This is a genomic window from Defluviimonas salinarum, assembly GCF_026013545.1.
In the GTDB taxonomy this organism is placed as follows: Bacteria; Pseudomonadota; Alphaproteobacteria; order Rhodobacterales; family Rhodobacteraceae; genus Albidovulum; species Albidovulum salinarum.
This window is the reverse complement of record NZ_JAPDOG010000012.1, coordinates 125,410-147,193: the sequence shown is the minus strand read 5'-3', so window position 1 is coordinate 147,193 and position 21,784 is coordinate 125,410. Positions and strand designations below refer to the sequence as shown.

Here is a 21,784-nt window from a genome sequence, read left to right as displayed (position 1 = left end):
TCTCGGATCCCTACGAGGAGCCGCAGAACCCCGAGCTCAAGGTCGAGACCGAGAACGTCGACGTCGACAACTGCGCGCATCAGGTGATCCTGAAGCTCGAGCAGATGGGCCTGATCAGGGCCTGACGCATAAAGATAGAGAAGGCCCCGAGGAACTCCTCGGGGCCTTCTCTTTTACCCCTGTCACCCTGCGCGGCGCATCCGTCTCAAGAGCCCGTCCTTCAACACGAAGTGGTGAAGCATTGCGCCGGCGACATGTAAGGCGACCAGCGCGACGAGAAGGTTGAACATCGCCTCGTGGACGTCGCCCAGATCCCGAATCCCTCCGAACCAAGCGGCGAGGCCGGTGGCGGGCATCGCGATCATCAGCGCGTATAGCGACCAATGCGTCACTGCGGCGACGGCCTTCACGCCCGGATGGCCGCCCTCGGGCGCCGCTGGCGCGCCATGCCGAAGCCGCAAATACAACCGCGCGAGCGCCAGCGCGAGAATTGCGCCGCCTGCGACGACATGAACGAGCAGCGCGCCCGGTCCGACCTCCTCGCCGCGACCGAAGGCGCGCCACGCGGAGGCAATCGCATTCCCGCTGCCATAGCTCACGACGATGAGCGCAAGAACGATCCAGTGCAGTGCGAACTGTACGCGAGTATACCCTGACGCCTGTTTCATCTGCTCCTCACACATTCCCGGCGGATATCATTCGCCTTCGACTGAACGCGTGGCGCGACGAAATCCGTCGCGAAGAAATCAGATGCTCAGTGGACGCTGACCGGAGCCATGTCGTTCTGGCGCGCGAGGATAAAGGCCATCTCGCGGTCCTTGACCAGCGCCAGCCGCTCGCCGCTCGCATCATGGACCGCGTAGAGCGTGTCGAGACCGTCCGCCTGCGCCTGGATCTCCTCGGGCAGGTCGGAAACCTCCACCGCGCGGACATAGACGATGCGCTCGCCCGCCTCGGGTCCGAAGTCGTACTTGGTGTGCATGTTACCCTACCTCCTTACCCTTTGGTGATGCGGATCGTCTGCACCACCTTCTCCGGCACCGAGCGGCGCAGATCGACATGGAGAAGTCCGTTCTCCATCGTCGCGCCGGCGACGTCGACGCCCTCGGCCAGAACGAAGCTGCGCTGGAAGGCCCGCGCGGCGATGCCGCGATGCAGGAACACGCGGCCCTCGTCGGCATCGTCGGCCTGGCGGCCGCGAATCATCAACTGCCGGTCCTCGACGGTGATGCCGATGTCGTCCTCGCGGAAACCGGCCACCGCCAGCGTGATTCGGAACTCGTGCTCGGAGGATTGCTCGATATTAAACGGCGGATAGCCGTCATTGCCGGATTTGGCGGTGCGCTCCACCAATCGCTCCAACTGGTCGAACCCCAGAAGGAAAGGGTGGGCGGCAAAGGTCAGTTTTGTCATCTCTGCATGTCCTCGGATACAAGCGACACATCGCGGAACCCCGGTTTCCGGCAGTCCCGCACTGGGAATATGGATATCTCGCTCCGCCGCGACAAGGCATGGCGACGCTAAATGCTTCCCGCAATCACGCGGAATTGCTATCTTTCCAAGGCCGCGATGCCGCGACTCAAGAACACAGGGATGGAATGAACGTCCGAATGGAAATGGACAACACGGAGGTTCTGCGCGTCAAGCTCGAGGTACTCCGACAGGAGCACCGCGATCTCGACGAGGCGATCCATTTGATGGAGACCTCCGGCCGCGCCGATCAGCTCACGCTGAAGCGGCTGAAGAAGCAAAAGCTGATGCTGAAGGACCAGATCGCGCGGATCGAGGACATCCTTACCCCCGACATCATCGCCTGACCCCCAATCAGACCGCGAGCCACCAGAACCCCGCGCCGAGCGCGAGGCAAAGCGGCCCAAAAAGCCGCCGGTCGAGTGTCGCGAAGGGCTCCTCTGGATAGCGCCGGCGCCAGGCCGGCAGCCACGCCGCGACGCCGCGTCCGGCGAGGATCGCGCCCGTTAGCGCGAGCGCGAAGTCGCGCGGCAGGCCCGGCGCCCACCAGAGAAACGAGGCCGCCGCCATCAGTGCCGATGCGCCCAGCGAACAGGCCACCGCACCCGGCATATCCTGTCGGCCCGGCGTGCCGATCACCGCCCGCGCCAGCGCCGCTTCATCGCGTAGCGGAAACCAGAATCCGATTCCCCAGGCGATGTGCAGCACCGCCAAGAGCATGAGGATCGTCGTGAGCGCCAGGACGAGAAGCGTCATGACGGCACCCTAGCGCGGGCCCCGGCGCCGTCAACCGCCGCCACCGGGCGCAATCCGCCCCCGATCCGCCGGTTCGGGCCCTTGCCCCGCCCCCGCCCGTCGCTATAGTGCGCGCTCCATTCCGGGGGTGAAGGACAGCACCATGAGCGTGAAGGTCGGCATCATCATGGGGTCGCAGTCCGACTGGCCCACGATGAAGGAGGCGGCATCGGTTCTCGACGAGCTGGGCATCGCCTACGAGGCGAAGATCGTCTCGGCGCACCGCACGCCCGACCGGCTCTGGGCCTATGGCAAGGCGGCTACGGACCGGGGTTTGCAGGTGATCATCGCCGGCGCCGGCGGAGCCGCGCATCTGCCCGGCATGATGGCCTCGAAGACCCGCGTCCCGGTGATCGGCGTGCCGGTCCAGACCAGGGCGCTTTCGGGCGTCGACAGCCTCTATTCCATCGTCCAGATGCCCAAGGGCTACCCGGTCGCCACGATGGCCATCGGTGCGGCCGGCGCCGCCAATGCCGGGCTGATGGCCGCCGGTATCCTCGCCCTTCAGGACCCCGCCCTCGCCGTCCGGCTCGATGCCTGGCGCGACGCCCTTTCCGCCTCGATCCCCGACGAGCCCAAAGATGACTGACACCCTGCCCGCCGGTTCCGTGATCGGCATTCTCGGCGGCGGCCAGCTTGGCCGCATGCTCTCCGTCGCCGCCGCGCGGCTCGGCTACAGAACCCATATCTACGAGCCGATGGCCCATCCTCCGGCGGCCGATGTCGCCCATGCCGTGACGACCGCGCCCTACGAGGATCTCGCCGCACTTGAAGCCTTCGCGAAGTCGGTCGCCATCGTCACCTACGAGTTCGAGAACATTCCGACCTCGGCCTTGGACGCGCTCGAGGCGCATTGCCCGATCCATCCGAACCGCCGCGCGCTCTCGATCAGCCAGGACCGGCTGATCGAGAAATCGTTCCTGCGCGATCTCGGCCTGATGACCGCGCCCTATGCCGCCGCCGACGACGCCGCCGACCTCGCCGAGGCCGTCGAGGAGATCGGCACGCCGTCGATCCTCAAGACCCGGCGGCTCGGCTATGACGGCAAGGGCCAGGAGCGGCTGAAATCCCCCGATGACGCCGAGGCGGCGCTGGCCGCGATGAAAGACGCGCCGGCGATCCTCGAAGGCTTCGTCGAGTTCAGCCACGAGGTCTCGGTCATCGCCGCGCGCAGCCTCACCGGCGAGGTCGCGGCCTTCGATCCGGGCGAGAACGTGCATGTGGGCGGTATTCTCAGCACGACGACCGTGCCCGCGCGGCTGACCGAGGCCCAGCGCACCGACGCCGTGCTCCTCGCCGCCAAGATCCTCAACGCGCTGAAATATGTCGGCGTCATGGGCGTGGAGCTCTTCGTCACGAAGAAGGGCCTCATCGTCAACGAGATCGCGCCTCGCGTGCACAATTCCGGCCACTGGACCCAGAACGGCTGCGCCGTCGACCAGTTCGAGCAGCACATCCGCGCCATCGCGGGCTGGCCCTTGGGCGACGGATCGCGCCATTCCGACGTGGTGATGGAGAACCTGATCGGCGACGACATCGCCCGCATCCCCGCGATCGCGCGCGAGAAGCACGCGGCGATCCATCTCTACGGCAAGGCCGAGGCGCGGGCGGGCCGCAAGATGGGCCACGTGAACCGCGTCACCCCGCGCTAAGCGTCAGCCCCCGGGCAGATGCGCGACGATCCTGAGGGGGCCGCCCGAGCCGCCCTCGATCATCATCGGCAGCGCCACGATCATCGCGCCGGTCGCGGGAAGATCGCTCATGTCGCCGACATTCTCGAAGGCCGGGATGTTGTGGGTCATGAGCTCGACATGGGCCGCGAAATCCTTCGACTGGCCATAGTCGATCGACGGCGTGTCGATCCCGACGGCGGCGATCCCGCGTTCCACCAGCAGCGCCGCGCCATCGGCCCCGAGACCGGGGAAATGCAGCTTCGCCACCGCCTCCTCGCCGCGCTCGTCGGTCCCCATATAGGCGGTGCGGTCACCGTAGAGCCCGGCCCGCCCGGTGTTCAGGAGCACGATCGTGCCGGCCCCGATCGGCCCGTGCTCGGCCTCGAACGCTTCGATATCGGCGGCGCTCACGCGGTAGTCGACATCGGCCGCCGCCTTTTCCGCCACGTCGATCACCACGCCCGGCCCGATGAGCCGGTCGAGCGGCACCTGATCCGTCGTATGCGCCCCTTCGGCGAAGTGGATGGGCGAGTCCATATGGGTGCCACCGTGCTCGGCGGCGGCGAAATTATAGGCCGAGTAGAACCAGCCGCCCTCGGTATGGCCGTGGAAGACCTCGGTCTTGGTGAACATCTCGGCCGTCGGCCAGTAGACCGAGTTCTCGTTGAAGGGATGGGTGAGGTCGATCCAGCGCCCCGCGGTGAGGTCCTGCGCCGTGGCCGACAGCGCGAGGCCGCACCAGAGGACGGCGGTCGACAGTCCGGTATGCATGGCAATCCCCCTGTCTGAGGTCGAGCGGCGTTGCAAGGCGCCGCGGCCATTCACAGGGTAGCGCAGCCGGACCCGGCGACCAAGTCGCCAAGGCTCACTCGATCAGCCGCTCGGCGGCCTCGAGATAGGTGAGGTCGTGGTCGAACCGGCCTTCCGCGAGGAACTCCAGAACCTGGGCAATCACCAGCGGGTTGTTCATCATGAAAGTGTGCGTGACGGGCAGCACGATATGATCCCGCATCCCGCCGATCCGCGTGCTGTCGACGCTGACCTTGCCATCGTCCTCGCCCTTGATCACCGCCGAATAGACCGGGTTGAGCGACCGGTTCCCCGCGATGATGCCAAGGTCGAACTGGACCGCCGGCAGCGCGTTCGGAACACTTCCCGGCCCGGTGCCAAGCTCCAGCCCCGCCGGGCCGTTGATCCAGCGGAACGGGCCGAGATCGCCGAAGGCGTCCACCAGCTCCGAGCCGTGGTTGGGCGGCGCCAGCATCACCACCCGCCCCATCCGCTCCGGCCGGTTGTCGGCCAGCCAGGCCCGGACCAGGATGCCGCCCATCGAATGGGTGACGAACGACACCTGCTCCGCGCCGCATTGTCCGACCGCGGGGCCGACATATTCGGCCACAAGTTCGGCGACCGGCGCCTTCGTGGACGGGTAGTCGACGTTGATCACCTGGTGCCCTGCCCGCTCCAGCGCCGCCCTCATCACCAGCAACGACGTGTCGGTCCGCGCCAGCCCATGCAGCAGCACGATGCAATCGGCCCGCACGGGGCCGGCGGCAATGGTCGCAAGGGCGAGAAGCAGCGGCTTGATCATGGTTCTGACATAAGAAATTCTCGCCCGCGAAGCGAGCCCCTTGCTCTCGCCCCGACGCTTCGTCACTCTGGCGCGATGAAATCCCGACTGCCCCGTCTGGCAACCCGCGCCATAATCCTCGCCGAGGGGAGGCTTCTGCTCGTCAACGCCTTTGCCGGCCGGCGCTCGGATCTCTGGTGTGCGCCGGGTGGTGGGGTGGAGCCGGGCCGCTCGCTGCCGGACAATCTCAAACGCGAGGTGCACGAGGAATGCGGGCTCGACATCGCGGTCGGGCCGCTCGCGCTGGTCAACGAGTTTCACGATCCGCGCACCGGGTTCCATCAGGTCGATCTCTTCTTCCGTTGCACGATCACCGGAGGCCGGCTCGATCCCGGCTGGGCGGACCCGTCGCGCGTCGTTCATACCCGCCGCTTCTTCGCGCGAGAAGAGCTGCAAGATATCCGGCTGAAGCCCGACAGCCTGCCGCGCATCGCCTTCGGCGCCGAAGGACCCGCCCATTACGACCCGCTGGAGGTCATCGTCCAATGAGCCGCGCCTTTGTGAAGGAGGACGGGCCCGACAACGAGCCCCTCCCCGATCTTCCCGTCTCTACGCATCCGAACTACGTCACGCCGCGCGGGCTCAAGGCCTTGCGCGACCGGCTCGCGACACTCCAGGCCGAGCTTGCCCGGCTCAAGGCGCGCGCCGAGCGGCTCGACAAGCTGCCGGAAAAGGCCGCAGAGCGCGACATCCGCTACGTCGAGGCGCGGCTCCGCTCGGCGATCCCCGTCGACCCGGCTGACCAGCCCTCGGGCGAGGTCGCCTTCGGCGCGCGGGTGACCGTGGCCGACGAGGACGGCGCGGAGGCGGTCTACGAGATCACCGGCGAGGACGAGGCCGACGCGAGCCTCGGCCGCATCGCGCCGCAATCGCCGCTCGCGCGCGCGCTTCTCAGCGCGCGGGTGGGCGACGTGGTGGAGTGGAAACGCCCGGCGGGGCGGGCGGAGCTGGAAATCCTCGCCATCGCCTATGCCTGACGGGCCGGGCGCACCGCGAAGGCGACGCCGCCGAGGACGAGGATCGCCGAGAGCGCGAAGCGTAGGGTAAGGACCTCGCCCAGAAGCGCCATCCCGCCTACCAGCGCGATCACCGGCACGGTGAGCTGCGCCACCGCGCCCCGCGCGGCGCCAAGCTCGGGCAGCACGCGGTACCAGAGCGCGTAGCCAAGCCCCGATGTCACCGCGCCCGAGATCACCGAGAGGAGCACCCCCGACGCCGTCGCCGGAACCGCGTCCGCCGGGGCGAAGGCGAAGACGAGCCCCGCCACCGGCACAGCGAGGATGAAGTTCCAGGCCGTGGCGCCGAGCGGGTCGCGGGCGCCCCGCGCCGAGAGCGAGTAGAAGCCCCAGCCGATCCCCGCCGCCGCCATCAGCGCAGAATGCAGCAGGACCTCGCCGGCGCCCGATCCCGGCGTAAGAAGATAGACCAGCCCGAGAAAGGCCATCCCCGCCCCGACCCAGCGCCGGGCCGGCACCCGCTCGCCTAGCGCCAGCGCGCCCGCGAACATCGTGACCTGCACCATCCCGAAGAGGATGAGCGCCCCCGACCCGGCATCGAGCGCGAGATAGGCGAACGAGAAGCCGAAGAGATAGACGAGCAGCGACAAGGATCCCGCGACCCGCCCCCGTGTACCGGGCCAGACCGCGCCGCGCCCGGCCAGTGCCCGCAGCCCGACCAGCGCCCCGAGCATGCCCGCCCCGGCCAGAAGCCGGATCACCGCGAAATCGACCGGACCGATCAGCCCCGTCCCGACCGCCATCCGGTTCAGCACCGAATTCGCGGCGAACGCCGTCATGGTCAGCGCGGTGAGCAAGAGCAGTCGCATGGCCCTGCGTACACCGCCATGCCCGCGCCGCCAACGGCCTTCGTCGCGCGGCCGGAGGGGTTAAGTCCTGCGCCCAACGCGGATCATGGCGGGCGTGGTTTCTTCTCCGGAAACGGGAGCAGCGTTGCGTCGTGGCGACGGAGGGCGTGCGTCGACCACCAGCCACGCGCCCGCATTGCGGAACATGGCCGACGGTCGCGCGAAATCGACGAATCGCCGAGGTGTTCGCGCACCATCCCCTGGAGATCACGTCCAGCGGCTGTTCATGGCCGGATGGTCCGCTCGATCAGCTCGTTGACCTGTGCTGGGGTCTCGATGGACGATGAATGGCCCGCCCGCGTGAACACGACCAGTTCCGATCCCCCGATGGCAGCGTGCATGCGTCGGGATTTTTCGGGCGCGGTGGCCACGTCCTCGTCTCCGACACCGATGCCGACGGGCAGATCGATCCGCTCCAGAAGATCGACGCAGCCGTCGCGGTCTATCACGCTGGCGACCGCGCGGGTAATGCCGACGCGGTCATTTGACAGGATCGCCTGCGACCACCGTTCCCGGTCCCTTGCCCGGGACGGATCCGTCAGGAATGTCCGTCCGAACATGATCGGCATCACGCGACCGATGACGGCCCAAAGACCGATCCAGCGGGCGATGAAGTTCAGCATCCGGTATTTCGGGACATTCTCTCTTGGCTCGGGGTCGGCGGTGGTTTCGAGCAGGGTCAACGACTTCAACAGGTCCGGATGGCGCGCCGCCAAACGCATGCCGACGAAGCCGCCCATGCTCAGACCGACAAAATGGCACGGTGCGACGCCAAGATGTCGGATGAGAGCCGCGGCATCCTCGGTCAGGGTCTCGATATCATACCCGATCTTGGTCACGCCGCTCTTGCCCTGGCCTCGGTGATCGTAGGCAACGCAGCGGTATCGGTCCCGGAAATGGGCCACCTGCGCCTCGAACATGGCGCCGCTGAACAATAGCCCGTGCGAGAAGACGATCGTGTCGCCATCTCCGCCAGTGTCGGAAAAGTAAATGCGCGCGCCATTGAGTTCGGCGTATGGCATGCCACTGTCTCCTTCACAGGCCATCGGACGGCAGACTAACACACCCCGGTCGCGGGCACAGTTATCGGTCGCTCAAGATCGGTAACCGTCCGTTCGGGGCCCGCACCGATCCGACGCACAGCCAAGTCATTCCCAAGAAGAAAGGGGCCCCTCGCGGAGCCCCTTCCCTGTTCCTAAGCGGAACGGCGTGATTACATCATGCCGCCCATGCCGCCCATGTCGGGCATGCCGCCGCCGGCAGCACCCTTCGGCTCGGGCTTGTCGGCGACCATGGCTTCGGTCGTGATCAGGAGACCGGCCACCGAGGCCGCGTCTTCCAGAGCCGTCCGGGTCACTTTCGCCGGGTCGATGACGCCGAACTTGAACATGTCGCCATATTCTTCGGTCTGGGCGTTGAAGCCGAAGGCGAGGTCCTTCGATTCACGGACCTTGCCGGCCACGACCGCACCGTCGACGCCGGCGTTCTCGGCGATCTGGCGCAGCGGCGCTTCGAGCGCGCGGCGCACGATGGCGATGCCGGCTTCCTGGTCGCCGTTGTCGCCCTTCATGCCTTCGAGAGCCTTCGCCGCCTGGACGAGCGCCACGCCGCCACCGACGACGATGCCTTCCTGAACGGCCGCACGGGTCGCGTTCAGCGCGTCATCGACGCGGTCCTTGCGCTCTTTCACTTCGACTTCGGTCATGCCGCCGACGCGGATGACGGCGACGCCGCCAGCGAGTTTCGCAACACGCTCCTGCAGCTTCTCACGGTCGTAGTCCGAGGAAGTTTCCTCGATCTGGGTGCGGATCTGGGCGACGCGCGCCTCGATCTCGGACTTCTCACCGGCGCCGTCGACGATGGTGGTGTTGTCCTTGGTGATCGAGACCTTCTTGGCGCGGCCCAGCATGTCGATGCCGACATTCTCGAGCTTCATGCCGAGGTCTTCCGAGATGACCTGACCACCGGTCAGGATCGCGATGTCCTGCAGCATGGCCTTGCGGCGGTCGCCGAAGCCCGGCGCCTTCACGGCGGCGATCTTCAGGCCACCGCGGAGCTTGTTGACGACGAGCGTGGCCAGGGCCTCGCCCTCGACGTCTTCCGCGATGATCAGGAGCGGCTTTTGCGACTGGATGACCGACTCCAGCAGCGGAACCATCGGCTGCAGCGACGAGAGTTTCTTCTCGTGCAGGAGGATCATCGCGTCTTCGAGCTCGGCGATCATCTTGTCCGGGTTGGTGACGAAGTACGGCGAGAGGTAGCCGCGGTCGAACTGCATGCCCTCGACGACTTCGGTCTCGGTCTCGAGGCCCTTGTTCTCCTCGACGGTGATCACGCCCTCGTTGCCGACCTTCTGCATCGCGTCGGCGATCTGACGGCCGATCTCGGCCTCGCCGTTCGCGGAGATGGTGCCGACCTGAGCGACTTCGGCGGAGTCAGCGACCTTGCGGGCCGCGCCCTTGATGTGCTCGACGGCCTTGTGCACGGCGAGGTCGATGCCGCGCTTGAGGTCCATCGGGTTCATACCGGCGGCAACCGACTTCAGGCCCTCGCGGACGATCGCCTGGGCGAGAACGGTCGCGGTGGTGGTGCCGTCGCCGGCCTCGTCGTTGGTGCGGGAAGCGACTTCCTTCACCATCTGCGCGCCCATGTTCTCGAACTTGTCGGAAAGCTCGATCTCCTTGGCGACGGTGACGCCGTCCTTGGTGATGCGCGGGGCGCCGAACGACTTGTCGATCACGACGTTGCGGCCTTTCGGGCCAAGCGTCACCTTCACCGCGTCGGCGAGGATGTTGACGCCCTTGAGCATCCGGTCACGGGCATCGGAATTGAATTTGACGTCCTTAGCAGCCATGTTGGCTTCTCCTGGTTGTCTGGATGGAATTCGAGGTCAGCGGGGGTCTCAGGCGATGATGCCGAGAATGTCGCTTTCCTTCATGATGAGCAGCTCTTTGCCGTCGATCGTCACTTCCGTGCCCGACCACTTGCCGAAGAGGATGCGGTCGCCGGCCTTGACCGACGGCGCGATCAGCTCGCCGGAATCCTTGCGCGCGCCTTCGCCGCACGCCACGACTTCGCCCTCGGCCGGCTTTTCCTTGGCGCTGTCGGGGATGATCAGACCGCCCTTGGTCTTCTCGTCGCTTTCCACACGCTTGACCAGCACACGGTCATGAAGCGGTTTGAAATTCATCTGGTCACTCTCCCTTGGGGTTCCAGGTTGAAGGATGGTTAGCACTCTCTTCGGGTGAGTGCCAACGAGCCGTAGTTAGGCGTCGCCCCAGCGCGAGTCAACTCCTGCGTCGCGCAAAATTTCTGCGACTTTCACATGGCCCTGCCACGCCGTCCGTGCAAGGATGCCCGGACAGTGAATTTCTGTATGCAGCGAGGAAGTTCCGATGCTTCGCACCGCCTTGGTCTGGCTCATCCTGGCGTTTACCGTGAGGGCGGCGGCAGCCGCCTGCAACGGCGAGGACCTCGCCCCGACAATGGCGCCCGATGACCGTGCCGCGATCGACGCCGCCATCTCGGCGGTGCCCTATGCGCGCGGCAATGCCTGGCTGGCCCAGCGCGGCGATGCGCGGCTGTTCCTCGTCGGCACCTACCACCTCGGTGATCCACGCCACGACGCGGTGCTCGAGCGCATTGCCCATGCGCTCGACGAGGCGACGGTCGTCCTGGTCGAGGCGGGACCGGACGAGATGGAGAAGCTGAAGTCCGAAATGACTCGGCGGCCTGACCTTCTGTTCACCACCTCCGGCCCGACCCTGCCCGAGCGCCTCGACGAGACCGACTGGCAGATGCTGGTGGACGCGATGCGCGAGCGCGGCGTCCCGGCCGTCCTCGCCTCGAAGATGCGGCCCTGGTACGTCTCGATGATGCTCGGCATCCCGCCCTGCGCCATGGCGGAGATCGGGGCGGGTTCGAGCGGCCTCGATGCACGCATCATCGCTCGCGCGGAGGCTCGGGGAATTCCGCTGCGGGCGCTGGAACCCTACGACACGATCTTCGGGCTGTTCGATGCGGTGCCGCCGGAAAAGCAGCTCGACATGATCCGCGCGACGCTCGCCATGAGCGAGCAGGCCGAGGACTACGCCGCCACGCTGACGGAGGCCTATTTCGCCGAGGATGTCCGGCTGTCGTGGGAACTCGGCCGGCTCGCGGCTTACGATCTGCCGGGGATGACGCGCGACGAGGTCGACGGCGATCTGGTCCTAATGGAAGAGTCGCTGGTCAACCGGCGTAACCACGCCTGGCTTCCGGTGCTGGAAGCCGCGGCCGAGGAGGGGCCGGCTTTCGCGGCGTTCGGCGCGATGCACCTGTCCGGGGAGGAGGGCGTGCTGGCACTTTTGGAACGCGAGGGCTTCACGATCGAACGCCAGCCGTTCTGAAATCTGACACCCCGGCCGGCCGGGGCGTCACGCCCGTTCGAACACCACGACCCCGCCGACCATCGTCATGTCCACCTGCGTGGCACCGATCTCGTGCACCGGGCAGACGAAGACATCGCGGTCGAGCATGACGAGATCGGCCTGCTTGCCGATGCCGAGCGTCCCGGTATCGGCGCTCCGCCAGGCCGCCGCTGCCGCCTGCACGGTGTAGCCCGCAATGGCTTCGGCGCGCGTGATGCGCTCCTCGGGCAGGAACGGCGGCACCCGTCCCTCCGCGACGGGCGGCTGGCGCGTGACGGCGGTTTCGATGATCTCGAACGGGTTGAGAGTCGAGACACCCCAGTCGCTCGACAGCGCCATGCCCGCGCCCGCGTCGAGGAGCGAGCGGAAGGCGTAGATCCAGCGGCTGCGGTCGTTGCCGACCAGCGACACGGCGGCATCGGTGACGGCAGGCTCGTTCCTAGCCCAGAGCGGTTGCACGTTCGCCATGACGCCGAGGGGGCGGAATCGCGGAAGGTCGGCGGGGTCGATGAACTGGATGTGGGCGATCTGGTGTTGCGAGGGCCAGTCCGCGTTCGCCCCGCGCGCCGCCTCGCACCCGTCGAGCGCCGCGCGCACTGCCATGTCGCCGATGGCATGGACATGGATCTGGAACCGCGCGGCGTCGAGCGCGGTGAACATCTCCGCGATCTGGCCGGGATCGAACATCAGCGGCGCGTTGCCGCCGGTCTCGTCCGCATAGGGGGCGATCATCGCTGCGGTGCGGTTCTCGATGACCCCGTCGAGGAAGAACTTGGCCGAATGGACCTTGAAGCGCGGACCACGGGTCATCGCGCGAAAATCCGAAAGCCGCTCCAGCGCCTCCGCTGTCGTGTCGAGGGCATTGACGAGCGCCGCCGAGGCCACGCGCAGAGTGAGATCACCCGAAGTGTCCAGATCCCTGTAGATGCGGATGTGCCGCTCCTCCACCCGCGGATCGAGGACGCCCGTGAAGCCGTGGCTGTGGGCGAGCGCCTGCGCCCACAACACGCCCTTGGTAAAGTCGGCGTCCGTCGGTCGGGGCATCCGGCTTTCGGCCCAGTCGACGGCCTTTTCATAGAGCATTCCGGTGGGCTCTCCGCGCGCGCCGCGCACGAAATGGCCGTTCATGGGATCCGGCGTCTCCGCCGTCAACCCCAGCGCCGCGCAGCCGAGTGTGTTCAGGCAGGCGCTGTGGCCGTCGGAGGAGACGATCAGGCAGGGCCGGTCCGGCACCGCACGGTCAAGGAGATGGCGGTCGAGGTTCCCGGCGTGAAAGATGACCGCGAGCCATCCCGTCCCGTTCACCCAGGGCTTTTCGTGCGTGGCGGCGAAGGCCGACAGCGTGGCGACAAGCTCGCCCGGCGTCCGCACAGCGGTGAGGTCGGCATTCTGGCTGTAATCCAGCCCGCCATCCTGAAGATGGATATGAGTATCCTGAAAGCCCGGCAGGACGAGCCTGCCGCCCGCATCGATCAGCTTGGTGGCATGACCGGCCATGCCGCGGATATCGGCGTCGGACCCCAGCCCGGCGACACGCCCGTCTCGGATCGCCAAGGCCTGCGCGCGGGGGACGGCGCCGTCCATCGTGACGATGCGCGCATTGAGAACGATCGTGTCGGCGGGCCGCATCGGAACCGCCTTTCAGACCAGAATCCGAATGCCACACCGACGCAGGGCGCGGCGCTGCGACATGCAGACAATTCTCCCTCTCGACACGCCCCCGGCCGTGATCATGGCTTCCGAGCCCTCAGATGGGTCGGGCAGTGTTCGCCGCTGTCGAGAACCGGGATCATCCGCTCCCATATGCCGATGTTTTCGTCGATGAAGTCCTGCCCGACGACATCGGCCGCCGCCCTGCCCACCGGCCCCTTCAGCCGCTCCAGTTCGGATTTCGCCGCGGCGCGATACCAGTCGTTGCGGCTCGTGATCGTGATGTCCGTGAAGCCCGCCGCCGCCATCGCGTCCCGGTAGCGTCCGGGCGACGCCATGCCGAAATCGAGCCCCTCGGCGGCGATATAGGCGGCCATCTCGGGGCTCGGGTCGCCGTCATGCCCGATCAGCCAGTCCGAGGCGAGGAACCAACCGCCGGGCCGGAGTACACGGAAGACCTCGCGCATGAGCGCGTGCTTGTCGGGGATGTGGACGATGGAATCCTTGGAAAACACGATGTCGAAGCACGAAGGCGGGAACGGCAGCGGGCCCGGCGCGACCTTCAGGCATCCGATGCGGTCACCGAGTCCCGCCTCGCCGATCACCTCGCGGGCCCGGGCAAGCACCGTGTCCTCGACGTCGATCCCCGAGACGTAGCCCGCGCCGTGGTTGCGCACCAGCGCGACGTCGATCCCGCCCGCACCGCAGCCGATGTCGAGCACCGCCCTGCCGCCGATGTCGATGCCGGCGACGACGCGGCCCACCTCGTCCGGTCCGCCGGGCGACAGGAACCCCGTACCCCAGAGGGCTTCGAGCGTCGCGACGAGCCGATTGTGGTAGAGTTCTCCGCCTTCCGCTTCCATCGTCCTTTCTCCCTGCTTGCCCGGCGGCCGTGCCCTCAGGCCTCGATCACGCCGCGCTCGAGCGTGTCCCAGTCCCCGGCCGGAATGATGCGCGCCGGTTCGTTCGCGTCCTTCGTCCAGCAATAGATGCAGAGGAACGGCCGGGGCCCGACCTTCGTCAGATGCGGCACGTCGGGCTCGTTCCAGACCGGCTCATGCGCCGGCTTGATCACGAGCGGGGCGTCGGGCGCGAAGCGCCAGCCGTGCGGCCCGGTCAAAGGCGCATAGAGCTCGGGCGCGCTGTGGGCGTGGTCGCGATAGAGCAGACCCGGTGCGATCAGGAACAGGCCGAGGTCGAAGTCACCGGCGGGGATCGCCCCCTCTCCGATCAGCGAGGCATAGGCATGGCCCGTGCGGAACGCGGCACCGATCTCTTCCGGCGGGTAGCTGTCATAGGCGCGCCAGCCAAGGTGCGGCATGGCATCCTCGACCGCGGCAGCGAGGGCGGGCCGCTCGGTGGCGAGCGCCGCCAGCGCATCGGCAAGATGCGCGCGCACGACCGCGAGGTCGGAATCCGCGCCCGGCCGCACCGGGCCGTCGCGATGCGCCGCGAGACCCGCGCGGGTCTCCGAGATCCCCGGCCCGGAAAGCCCCGCGAGGTAGCGGTCGATCTCGCCCAGAAGCCCGCGCAGCGCCAGTTCCCGGTCCGGCTGCGGCCGGGGCGGAATGTCCGCCCTCAGCGCGCGGGCCTTCAGAAGCCCGGCCGGGTCCTCGCCATCGCGGGCCGAACAGATGCGGTAAACCTCGAGCACTTCCGCGGACATGAGCCCCTTGCGGTAGAAATGCATCGCCGCCGCATAGCGGACCCGGCCCGAGCCGGGCTGGCCGAACCCGCCATGAAGCTCCGCGAGCGCCTGGAGGTCGTCGGCCGGCATCGTCATTGGTTGGCCTGGTAAGCGAGCTGGATATCGTGCTCGCGCGCTTTCTCGGCCCGGTTGAGAAGCCATCCGGCGATGAAGACCCCGATCCCGACGATCACCACGGTGATCGTGGCGAGCGCGTTGATGTCCGGCGTCACCCCGAGCTTCACCTTCGACCAGATCAGGATCGGCAGGGTCGTCGTCCCCGGCCCGGTGGTGAAGTTCGTGATGACCACGTCGTCGAGCGAGATCGTGAAGGCGAGAAGCCAGCCCGACATGATCGCGGGCGAGATCACCGGCAGGGTGATGTCCTTCATCACCTGCCAGGGGCGGGAGCCCAGATCCATGGCCGCCTCCTCGATCGCCTCGTCGGCCTGGACGAGCCGGGAATGGACGATGGTGGTCACGAAGACCATCGAGAAGGTGATATGGGCGAGCGTCACCGTGGTGAAGCCGCGCGTCGCGGGCCAGCCGATATACTCCGCCATCAGGATGAAGAGCATCAGCGAGGCGATGCCGGTGATCACCTCTGGCATCACGAGGGGCGCCGTCACGAGCCCGGAAAAGAGCGTCCTTCCGCGGAACCGCTTGAACCGAGCCATGGCGATCCCGGCCATCGTGCCGAGGATGGTGGCGAAGGTGGCACTCAGGACGGCGATCTCGATCGACAGGATCGCGGCCTTCAGCACCTGCCGGTTAGACAGAAGCGAGACATACCACTTCGTCGAGAACCCGCCCCAGACGGTCGCAAGGCGCGATCCGTTGAACGAATAGACCATCATCGACAGGATCGGGATGTAGAAGAACGCAAAGCCGAAGCAGAGCATCGTGATCAGGAAGACCGGACGGCGGTTCATCAGCTCTCTCCCTCCGCCTTCTTCTTCTCCAGCGATTTGCCCTCGAAATAGGTATAGGCCATCAGCGGCCCGACGAGGAGGAGCAGCAGCGCCACCGCGACGGCGGACGCCATCGGCCAGTCCCGCGCCGAGGCGAACTCGTCCGAGATCACGCGCCCGATCATCGGCCGCGAAGACGACCCGACGAGCGAGGGGATGATCAGCTCGCCTGATGCCGGGATGAAGACCAGGAGCGACCCTGCGATGATGCCCGGCAGGGACAAGGGAAGCGTCACGTCGCGGAAGACCTGGAAGGGGCGCGAGCCGAGATCCATCGCCGCCTCGTTCAAGGACAGGTCGAGCTTCTCGAGGTTCGCGTAGAGCGGCAGGATCATGAACGGCAGGTAGGAGTAGACCGTGACCAGCACGACAGCGAAGCCGGTGTTCATCATCGGGATGTAGCGCAGCGCCATGTCGGCGGGCATCACCCAGTTATAGGCGCCGGTCAGGAGCTTGTTGAACCAGCTGTTGGTCCCCATCAGCCCCATCCATGCGTAGACGCGCAGAAGAAACGAGGTCCAGAAGGGCAGGATCACCAGCATGAGGAGGACATTGCGCCACGACCGGCTGACGCGCGTGAGGCCCAGCGCCATCGGGTAGCCGATCAGGAGGCACATGAGCGTGGCGAGCGTCGCGTTGCCGATCGAGTTCAGATAGGCGCGGACATAGAGGTCGTCGTGGATCAGCCGCGCGTAGTGGTTGGTGTTCATCACCGGATAGTCGCCGCCGAAGGAGAACGGCGGCGCGGTCGGCGTGCGCGTCGCGAAGCTCATCGCGATCACGATGACGAAGGGCAGCAGGAAGAACAGCGAGAGCCAGACATAGGGCGTGGCGATCGTGATCTTGATCCAGCCGCGCCGGTTGAACCATCTGCGAAATCCAGGTGACCGATGCGCCGCTTCCATCGCTTCAGTCCTTCAGGAGGATCGCTGCCGCCGGCTCGAACGAGAGCCAGACCGCGTCCTCCCAGTCGGCGACGCGCTCGTTCTCGCCCACGCGCCGCGCATTGACCGAGTTGACGGACATGACGCGACCGGAGGGCATCTGGATGCGGTAGAGCGAATCCTTCCCGAAATAGGCGAGGTCGCGGACCTTGCCCGGAAAGGCATTGGCCGTCGCGGGCTTCCCGCGCGAGATCGTGAGTTTCTCGGGCCGGATCGCCAGCGTGATCGGCTGGCCGGGCGTCAGCCCCGGAATCGCGCGCGCCTCGACCATGCCGCCAAGTTCCGGCACCTCCACCTCCGCCGTGTCGCCCTGGGTGGCGCGGACCGTGGCGTCGAAGAAATTGATCGACCCGATGAAGCCGGCGACCAGCTTCGAATTCGGATACTCATAGACCTCGGTCGCGGTGCCGGTCTGCATGATGCGGCCCTTGTCCATGACCGCGAGGCGCGACGAGAGCGTCATCGCCTCCTCCTGGTCATGCGTCACGACGATGAAGGTCGTGCCGGTCTTGTCCTGGATGTCCATGAGCTCGAACTGCGTCGCCTCGCGCAGCTTCTTGTCGAGCGCCGCGAGCGGTTCGTCGAGCAGCAGAAGCTTCGGCTGCTTGGCAAGCGCGCGCGCGAGCGCCACGCGCTGGCGCTGGCCGCCGGAAATCTGGTGCGGCTTGCGGTGGGAAAAGTCGGAGAGCTGCACGAGCGCCAGCATCTCCCGCACTCGATCCGAACGCTGGGACGGCGTCATGTCCATGTGTTTCAGCCCGTAGGCCACGTTCTTTTCGACCGTCATGTGGGGAAAGAGCGCGTAGGACTGGAACATCATGTTCACCGGGCGCTCGTAGGGCGGCAGGTCGGTCATGTCCTGGCCGTCGATGAAGATGCGCCCCTCGGTCGGGTCCTCGAACCCGGCGAGCATCCTCAGAAGCGTGGTCTTGCCGCAGCCCGAGCCGCCGAGGAGCGAGAATATCTCGCCCTTGCGGATTTCGAGGCTGACGGAGGAGACCGCCGTGAAGGCTCCGAACCTCTTGGTGACGCCCTCGATACGGATGAAGGGCGTTTCCTTGATGGCCGGCGCGACGGCGCGCGGGAATTGCGCAATCTTCGCGTCGGCAGTGGTGGCCGGTTCGGGCATCTCGGCGGTCTCCTCCGGTAGGTGGTGGCAAATGCGCGATGGGCGATCAGCCCGACTTGATCTCCTGCCACGCGCGGGTGATGGCGCGGTCCTGCTCCTCGCTGAAGGGCTTCGGCGCCCACATCCGGCCGATCGTCTCGGCATCCGGATAGACCGCCGGATCGTCGAGGATCTCCTTCAGCACGAACTCCCGCGAGGGTACGTTGGCATTGGCGTAATAGGTGTAGTTGGTGCAGCCCGCCGCGACTTCCGGCTGCATCATGAAGTCGAGGAACTTGTAGGCATTGTCGCGGTTCGGCGCGTCCGAGGTGATGCACATCACGTCGACCCACGCCGGCGCACCGGTCTTCGGCACGAAATAGGCGAGGTTCATCTCGATCCCGGCCTCGGCCGCGCGGCCCGCCGCCGTCGCGTAGTCGCCCGACCAGTTGTTGATGGCGCAAAGCTCGCCGTTCGGGATCGCGTTCAGGTAGTTCGTGTTGTCGAAGGTGCGGATGTACTGGCGGATCGGTTTGAAGGCCTCCACGACCTTCTGGTAGTCCTCGACATTCGTCGTGTCGCCGTCGAGCCCGAGGTATTTCAGCACCATCAGCATGATGTCGGTCGGGCTGTCGAGGATCGAGATGCCGCAATCGGCGAGCTTCGCGGCATTCTCGGGATTGAAGATCAGGTCCATCGAGGTCATGTCGGCATCGGGGATCCGCTCGTTCACCATGTCGACGTTGTAGGTGAAGCCGACCGAGCCCCACATGTAGGGCATGCCGTATTTATTGTCCGGGTCCCAGCCCGACAGGATGCGCAGGATCTCGGTGTCGAGGTTCTTCCAGTTGGGCAGGAGCGACTTGTCGAGCTCCTCGTAGATGCCCGCCGCGATCACCCGCGGCATGTCGATGCCGGCATGGTCGACGACGTCGTAGCCGGTCGATCCGGCGAGCATCTTTGCCTGCATCTCCTCGGCCGAGGAATAGGTGTCGTAGACGACGCCGATCCCGGTCTGTGCCTCGAAATCGGCGAGCGTCGTCTCGCCGATGTAGTCGGCCCAGTTGTAGACGTTGACGGTTCCGGACTGCGCCCAGGACGGGCGCACATAGGGTGTCGCCAGCGCCGCCCCGATCGCGGTGAGCGTCGTTCGTCTCGTCAGCTGTGTCATGCCTTGTCTCCTCCCTTGGTCTTCGCCGTACCTACTGATGTTATTGGGTTTTCGCGCCGGCGCTACGCATTTCTTCGTTGACGTGGGCGAGTTCATCCTCCGGTGGCGCCGCATCCAGCGTCACGACCGGAAGCAGCACGCGCAGCCGGTCGTGATGGGCCCGCACGCCGAACTCGAGATCTGACAGGTGGAAGTTGTCGAACGCTGAAGACTTCATCGACTCGTTGGACCAGATTGAGAGCTGCTGGTCCTCGTAGGATGTCTCCCGATCGATCCGATAGGCGAGGTAGCGCGCCGCCCGCTCCTCGCGCGTCTCGTGGGCGCGCCGGTAAAGCCGCCCGCCAACGACGGTTTCGTTCAGCGAGAGCGGAATGTCGTGGTAATACTGCGCGCCGTCCGGGGTGAAGGCGATGACCGAGTTCGGGAAGATGCCGTAGTAGCTCCAGCTGCGCCGCAACCGCTCCGGCAGCCATTCGCGCTCGGGGCTGAACTTCGTGTAGAGCTTGACCGACCAGAGCCGGCCCGGCTGGTCGCCGAACTCGCCGATGGAATGCGAGATCCCGCCCGGATAGACCAGGTCCCGGTAGCTCCGGCCGTAAAGATCCTGAAGGGCGGGATGCGCCATCGCGACGTGATAGCCCTCGTTGTCCACGTCGCGCACCGATTTCCAGTTGACCGGCAGCGGTTCGAACGACCACCGGCCGAAGGCCTCCGTGGAGAGCAGCTCTTCCGCGCGATAGGCTTCGAAATCGGCGTCGAACGGCTTCATGAGCTCGGCGACGCTGGGCTGCGGGCCGGGCCGGAACCGCAGGAAGATGAACCCGTGCCAGATCTCCATCTCGACCGGCTTCAGGCCGAACTCGCCCCGGTCCAAGTCGCCGAAACTCTCGGGCCGCGCCGCCCCCCTGAGCGTGCCGTCGAGATTGTAGACCCAGCCGTGGAACGGACAGACCATCGCCGACTTGCACTGCCCCGCCTCGCCATCGACCAGCCGAGCGCCGCGGTGGCGGCAGAGGTTGTGGAACGCGCGCACGACGCCATCCTTGCCGCGGACGATCAGCGCCCGTTCGTTCAGGAAGTCGAACGCCAGCCAGTCGCCCTGCCCCGGAACGTCGCTCACATGGCCCGCGATCTGCCAATGCGTCAGCAGCACCTCCGAGCATTCGAGATCGAAGAGCGCCTGTGAGTGGTAGGTCCAGCCGGGAAGGCCGCGGCGGTCCCAGTCGTTCGGAACGGGAATGGCTTTCAAGCTTTGGTTCATAGCGTCTCTCCTGCGGTCGTCTCCATCTGTCGGCGCACCCAGTCGTGGAACCTCAGGATGTCGAATTCCTGCGGCATGAGGCGGCCGCCTGCATATCGGGCGGATCGGAGCCCGCGCTGGTTCATCTCGCAGGCCTCCGCATCCTGGGACATCACGAGCGTCGCGAACTCCGCGACCGACGCGGCATCGAACCCCGGCTGGGCCAGCGTTTCCTCCGAAAACAGCCATTCCGCCGTGAGCCGCGTCCGCTCCGGCCCGAGCGGCATGAGCGAGACGGAGCGCACATAATCGACATGGGCGACGACGAACATCGTGGGATAGATCGTCACGAAGTTGTGGCCGTTGGCGCGTTCCTCTGCTGTCAGGCGCATGAACTCGGGGCCACAGGGCTCGCCCGTCATGGTCCAGGTCCGCGCCTTTTCGCGCAGGGCCGGGGGTCTCGGGGCGTCGCCGGTCCAGCCGGGCGCCTCCTCTGGCGACATGATCCCGTCGCGGTAGACCGGAACCATGTCGCAAAGCTCGGGGTGAATGCCCGGACAGTGCAGGCATTCGTTGTAATTCTCCCAGAAGACCTTCCAGTTGCAGGCGATCTCCTTGACCACGCGGTGCCCGGTGCGAAGGTCCTCCATCGGCCAGTTGTCGAGCGCCGCGAGCCCGAGATCGGGGGCAAGTTCTTCCGGCTCATCCGCGAGGCAGAGGAAGACGAAGCCGTTCCAGATCCGCACGCGGACCGGGAAGAGGCCATGATCCTCCTTGCGGAAATCCTCCGTCGGCGTGGCGTGGGCCGTCGAGACGAGCCGCCCTCCGGTGTCGTAGGCCCAGGCGTGATAGGGGCAGCGGATGAGCTTGCCGAGCTCCTGCCGGTCCTTCGTGCACAGTTCCGATCCGCGGTGGCGGCAGGCGTTATGGAAGGCGGTCACCGTGTCCTTGCCATCGCGGCAGAGAACAACGTTGTGGCCCGCCAGATCGACCCTCCGCATCGTCCCCGGCGCGAGGTCCGAAAGCCGCCCCGCCGCGATCCAGTTCCGCGACCAGATCGCCTGTCGCTCGCGCTCGTACCAGTTCGGATCGACATAGGCCGCCGCCGGAAGGGTCTCGGGGCAGTGATCGAGGAGCGGCGAGGCGGGATGGCGGTGTTCGGTCATCGGCTT

Annotated in this window: 25 protein-coding genes; 6 read left to right on the top strand and 19 right to left on the bottom strand. The window is 66.6% G+C overall.

Features of this window, described 5'->3' with window-relative positions; all coding sequences use genetic code 11:
• Positions 1-182: 182 nt before the first annotated feature.
• From OM960_RS14315 to OM960_RS14305, 3 genes are all read right to left on the bottom strand, one after another.
• The gene (locus tag OM960_RS14315) at positions 183-668 is read right to left on the bottom strand and encodes a cytochrome b (RefSeq protein WP_264772421.1); all 486 of its coding nucleotides are present in this window, start codon (positions 666-668) and stop codon (positions 183-185) included.
• A gap of 86 nt (positions 669-754) precedes the next feature.
• A complete protein-coding gene (locus OM960_RS14310; protein WP_263337434.1) occupies positions 755-982 on the bottom strand; it encodes a DUF1150 domain-containing protein in 228 nt (75 codons plus the stop codon).
• Between the two features lie 14 nt (positions 983-996).
• Entirely contained in the window at positions 997-1,413 is a 417-nt protein-coding gene (locus OM960_RS14305) for an Hsp20 family protein (RefSeq protein WP_263337436.1), read from the bottom strand.
• A 197-nt stretch (positions 1,414-1,610) separates the two neighbouring features.
• On the opposite strand from OM960_RS14305, the gene OM960_RS14300 reads away from it, so the two are divergent.
• Positions 1,611-1,817 (top strand): YdcH family protein, encoded by a 207-nt coding sequence (locus OM960_RS14300; RefSeq protein WP_411709805.1) that lies wholly within the window; start codon positions 1,611-1,613, stop codon positions 1,815-1,817.
• A gap of 7 nt (positions 1,818-1,824) precedes the next feature.
• On the opposite strand, the gene OM960_RS14295 is transcribed toward OM960_RS14300, so the two are convergent.
• Positions 1,825-2,226 (bottom strand): DUF3995 domain-containing protein, encoded by a 402-nt coding sequence (locus OM960_RS14295; protein ID WP_263337440.1) that lies wholly within the window; start codon positions 2,224-2,226, stop codon positions 1,825-1,827.
• Between the two features lie 142 nt (positions 2,227-2,368).
• On the opposite strand from OM960_RS14295, the gene purE reads away from it, so the two are divergent.
• Both purE and OM960_RS14285 read left to right on the top strand, forming a co-directional pair.
• Positions 2,369-2,854 carry a 5-(carboxyamino)imidazole ribonucleotide mutase gene (gene purE, locus OM960_RS14290; protein WP_263337441.1) on the top strand — a complete coding sequence of 162 codons (486 nt, stop codon included), beginning with the start codon at positions 2,369-2,371 and terminating at the stop codon, positions 2,852-2,854.
• Positions 2,847-3,917: a 5-(carboxyamino)imidazole ribonucleotide synthase gene (locus OM960_RS14285; protein WP_264772420.1), complete on the top strand. Its 1,071-nt coding sequence runs from the start codon at positions 2,847-2,849 to the stop codon at positions 3,915-3,917. The genes purE and OM960_RS14285 overlap by 8 nt, the downstream gene beginning before the upstream one ends.
• A 3-nt stretch (positions 3,918-3,920) precedes the next feature.
• Here the strand turns inward: OM960_RS14285 and OM960_RS14280 are convergent, their stop codons facing one another.
• Both OM960_RS14280 and OM960_RS14275 read right to left on the bottom strand, forming a co-directional pair.
• Positions 3,921-4,709 (bottom strand): cyclase family protein, encoded by a 789-nt coding sequence (locus OM960_RS14280; RefSeq protein ID WP_263337445.1) that lies wholly within the window; start codon positions 4,707-4,709, stop codon positions 3,921-3,923.
• Positions 4,710-4,803: 94 nt separating this feature from the next.
• Positions 4,804-5,529 (bottom strand): alpha/beta fold hydrolase, encoded by a 726-nt coding sequence (locus tag OM960_RS14275; RefSeq protein WP_263337447.1) that lies wholly within the window; start codon positions 5,527-5,529, stop codon positions 4,804-4,806.
• A gap of 75 nt (positions 5,530-5,604) precedes the next feature.
• On the opposite strand from OM960_RS14275, the gene OM960_RS14270 reads away from it, so the two are divergent.
• Both OM960_RS14270 and OM960_RS14265 read left to right on the top strand, forming a co-directional pair.
• Entirely contained in the window at positions 5,605-6,057 is a 453-nt protein-coding gene (locus OM960_RS14270; RefSeq protein ID WP_263337449.1) for an NUDIX domain-containing protein, read from the top strand.
• A complete protein-coding gene (locus tag OM960_RS14265; protein ID WP_264772419.1) occupies positions 6,054-6,545 on the top strand; it encodes a GreA/GreB family elongation factor in 492 nt (163 codons plus the stop codon). Before OM960_RS14270 ends, OM960_RS14265 begins: the two co-directional genes overlap by 4 nt.
• Here the strand turns inward: OM960_RS14265 and OM960_RS14260 are convergent.
• The 4 genes from OM960_RS14260 to OM960_RS14245 form a co-directional block, all read right to left on the bottom strand.
• Positions 6,536-7,393 carry a DMT family transporter gene (locus OM960_RS14260; protein WP_264772418.1) on the bottom strand — a complete coding sequence of 286 codons (858 nt, stop codon included), beginning with the start codon at positions 7,391-7,393 and terminating at the stop codon, positions 6,536-6,538. The two genes, OM960_RS14265 and OM960_RS14260, sit on opposite strands and share 10 nt — an antisense overlap.
• A 263-nt stretch (positions 7,394-7,656) precedes the next feature.
• Entirely contained in the window at positions 7,657-8,454 is a 798-nt protein-coding gene (locus OM960_RS14255) for an alpha/beta fold hydrolase (protein WP_263337455.1), read from the bottom strand.
• 191 nt (positions 8,455-8,645) lie between these two features.
• Positions 8,646-10,286 (bottom strand): chaperonin GroEL, encoded by a 1,641-nt coding sequence (gene groL, locus OM960_RS14250; protein WP_263337456.1) that lies wholly within the window; start codon positions 10,284-10,286, stop codon positions 8,646-8,648.
• Positions 10,287-10,334: 48 nt separating this feature from the next.
• Positions 10,335-10,622, bottom strand: a complete 288-nt coding sequence (locus OM960_RS14245; RefSeq protein ID WP_263337459.1) for a co-chaperone GroES — start codon at positions 10,620-10,622, stop codon at positions 10,335-10,337.
• A 205-nt stretch (positions 10,623-10,827) separates the two neighbouring features.
• On the opposite strand from OM960_RS14245, the gene OM960_RS14240 reads away from it, so the two are divergent.
• Complete coding sequence (locus tag OM960_RS14240) at positions 10,828-11,820, top strand: TraB/GumN family protein (RefSeq protein ID WP_264772417.1); 993 nt, start codon at positions 10,828-10,830, stop codon at positions 11,818-11,820.
• A gap of 27 nt (positions 11,821-11,847) precedes the next feature.
• Here OM960_RS14240 and OM960_RS14235 read toward each other — a convergent pair whose 3' ends face one another.
• From OM960_RS14235 to OM960_RS14195, 9 genes are all read right to left on the bottom strand, one after another.
• Positions 11,848-13,470: an amidohydrolase gene (locus tag OM960_RS14235; protein ID WP_264772416.1), complete on the bottom strand. Its 1,623-nt coding sequence runs from the start codon at positions 13,468-13,470 to the stop codon at positions 11,848-11,850.
• Between the two features lie 101 nt (positions 13,471-13,571).
• The gene (locus OM960_RS14230) at positions 13,572-14,354 is read right to left on the bottom strand and encodes a methyltransferase domain-containing protein (RefSeq protein ID WP_264772415.1); all 783 of its coding nucleotides are present in this window, start codon (positions 14,352-14,354) and stop codon (positions 13,572-13,574) included.
• A 35-nt stretch (positions 14,355-14,389) separates the two neighbouring features.
• Entirely contained in the window at positions 14,390-15,274 is an 885-nt protein-coding gene (locus OM960_RS14225) for a dimethylsulfoniopropionate lyase (RefSeq protein WP_264772414.1), read from the bottom strand.
• Complete coding sequence (locus tag OM960_RS14220) at positions 15,271-16,110, bottom strand: ABC transporter permease subunit (protein WP_264772413.1); 840 nt, start codon at positions 16,108-16,110, stop codon at positions 15,271-15,273. The genes OM960_RS14225 and OM960_RS14220 overlap by 4 nt, the downstream gene beginning before the upstream one ends.
• Positions 16,110-17,054: an ABC transporter permease gene (locus tag OM960_RS14215; protein WP_264772412.1), complete on the bottom strand. Its 945-nt coding sequence runs from the start codon at positions 17,052-17,054 to the stop codon at positions 16,110-16,112. The genes OM960_RS14220 and OM960_RS14215 overlap by 1 nt, the downstream gene beginning before the upstream one ends.
• 4 nt (positions 17,055-17,058) lie before the next feature.
• Entirely contained in the window at positions 17,059-18,222 is a 1,164-nt protein-coding gene (locus OM960_RS14210) for an ABC transporter ATP-binding protein (RefSeq protein WP_263337475.1), read from the bottom strand.
• A gap of 46 nt (positions 18,223-18,268) precedes the next feature.
• Positions 18,269-19,372 (bottom strand): polyamine ABC transporter substrate-binding protein, encoded by a 1,104-nt coding sequence (locus tag OM960_RS14205; RefSeq protein ID WP_263337477.1) that lies wholly within the window; start codon positions 19,370-19,372, stop codon positions 18,269-18,271.
• A 40-nt stretch (positions 19,373-19,412) separates the two neighbouring features.
• Positions 19,413-20,633, bottom strand: a complete 1,221-nt coding sequence (locus OM960_RS14200) for an aromatic ring-hydroxylating oxygenase subunit alpha (protein WP_264772411.1) — start codon at positions 20,631-20,633, stop codon at positions 19,413-19,415.
• Entirely contained in the window at positions 20,630-21,778 is a 1,149-nt protein-coding gene (locus OM960_RS14195; protein WP_264772410.1) for an aromatic ring-hydroxylating oxygenase subunit alpha, read from the bottom strand. Before OM960_RS14195 ends, OM960_RS14200 begins: the two co-directional genes overlap by 4 nt.
• Positions 21,779-21,784 lie beyond the last annotated feature (6 nt).

Bases quoted from the DNA above. Each gene is read 5' to 3' on its own strand.
- OM960_RS14280 (WP_263337445.1), bottom strand. From the start codon at position 4,709: ATGCATACCGGACTGTCGACCGCCGTCCTCTGGTGCGGCCTCGCGCTG.
- OM960_RS14255 (WP_263337455.1), bottom strand. From the start codon at position 8,454: ATGCCATACGCCGAACTCAATGGCGCGCGCATTTACTTTTCCGACACT.
- OM960_RS14195 (WP_264772410.1), bottom strand. From the start codon at position 21,778: ATGACCGAACACCGCCATCCCGCCTCGCCGCTCCTCGATCACTGCCCC.
- OM960_RS14235 (WP_264772416.1), bottom strand. From the start codon at position 13,470: ATGCGGCCCGCCGACACGATCGTTCTCAATGCGCGCATCGTCACGATG.
- OM960_RS14285 (WP_264772420.1), top strand. From the start codon at position 2,847: ATGACTGACACCCTGCCCGCCGGTTCCGTGATCGGCATTCTCGGCGGC.
- OM960_RS14220 (WP_264772413.1), bottom strand. From the start codon at position 16,110: ATGAACCGCCGTCCGGTCTTCCTGATCACGATGCTCTGCTTCGGCTTT.
- OM960_RS14225 (WP_264772414.1), bottom strand. From the start codon at position 15,274: ATGACGATGCCGGCCGACGACCTCCAGGCGCTCGCGGAGCTTCATGGC.
- OM960_RS14300 (WP_411709805.1), top strand. From the start codon at position 1,611: ATGGAAATGGACAACACGGAGGTTCTGCGCGTCAAGCTCGAGGTACTC.
- OM960_RS14275 (WP_263337447.1), bottom strand. From the start codon at position 5,529: ATGATCAAGCCGCTGCTTCTCGCCCTTGCGACCATTGCCGCCGGCCCC.
- OM960_RS14315 (WP_264772421.1), bottom strand. From the start codon at position 668: ATGAAACAGGCGTCAGGGTATACTCGCGTACAGTTCGCACTGCACTGG.
- OM960_RS14205 (WP_263337477.1), bottom strand. From the start codon at position 19,372: ATGACACAGCTGACGAGACGAACGACGCTCACCGCGATCGGGGCGGCG.
- OM960_RS14245 (WP_263337459.1), bottom strand. From the start codon at position 10,622: ATGAATTTCAAACCGCTTCATGACCGTGTGCTGGTCAAGCGTGTGGAA.
- OM960_RS14310 (WP_263337434.1), bottom strand. From the start codon at position 982: ATGCACACCAAGTACGACTTCGGACCCGAGGCGGGCGAGCGCATCGTC.
- OM960_RS14260 (WP_264772418.1), bottom strand. From the start codon at position 7,393: ATGCGACTGCTCTTGCTCACCGCGCTGACCATGACGGCGTTCGCCGCG.
- purE (WP_263337441.1), top strand. From the start codon at position 2,369: ATGAGCGTGAAGGTCGGCATCATCATGGGGTCGCAGTCCGACTGGCCC.
- OM960_RS14210 (WP_263337475.1), bottom strand. From the start codon at position 18,222: ATGCCCGAACCGGCCACCACTGCCGACGCGAAGATTGCGCAATTCCCG.
- OM960_RS14270 (WP_263337449.1), top strand. From the start codon at position 5,605: ATGAAATCCCGACTGCCCCGTCTGGCAACCCGCGCCATAATCCTCGCC.
- groL (WP_263337456.1), bottom strand. From the start codon at position 10,286: ATGGCTGCTAAGGACGTCAAATTCAATTCCGATGCCCGTGACCGGATG.
- OM960_RS14200 (WP_264772411.1), bottom strand. From the start codon at position 20,633: ATGAACCAAAGCTTGAAAGCCATTCCCGTTCCGAACGACTGGGACCGC.
- OM960_RS14215 (WP_264772412.1), bottom strand. From the start codon at position 17,054: ATGGAAGCGGCGCATCGGTCACCTGGATTTCGCAGATGGTTCAACCGG.
- OM960_RS14230 (WP_264772415.1), bottom strand. From the start codon at position 14,354: ATGGAAGCGGAAGGCGGAGAACTCTACCACAATCGGCTCGTCGCGACG.
- OM960_RS14295 (WP_263337440.1), bottom strand. From the start codon at position 2,226: ATGACGCTTCTCGTCCTGGCGCTCACGACGATCCTCATGCTCTTGGCG.
- OM960_RS14305 (WP_263337436.1), bottom strand. From the start codon at position 1,413: ATGACAAAACTGACCTTTGCCGCCCACCCTTTCCTTCTGGGGTTCGAC.
- OM960_RS14265 (WP_264772419.1), top strand. From the start codon at position 6,054: ATGAGCCGCGCCTTTGTGAAGGAGGACGGGCCCGACAACGAGCCCCTC.
- OM960_RS14240 (WP_264772417.1), top strand. From the start codon at position 10,828: ATGCTTCGCACCGCCTTGGTCTGGCTCATCCTGGCGTTTACCGTGAGG.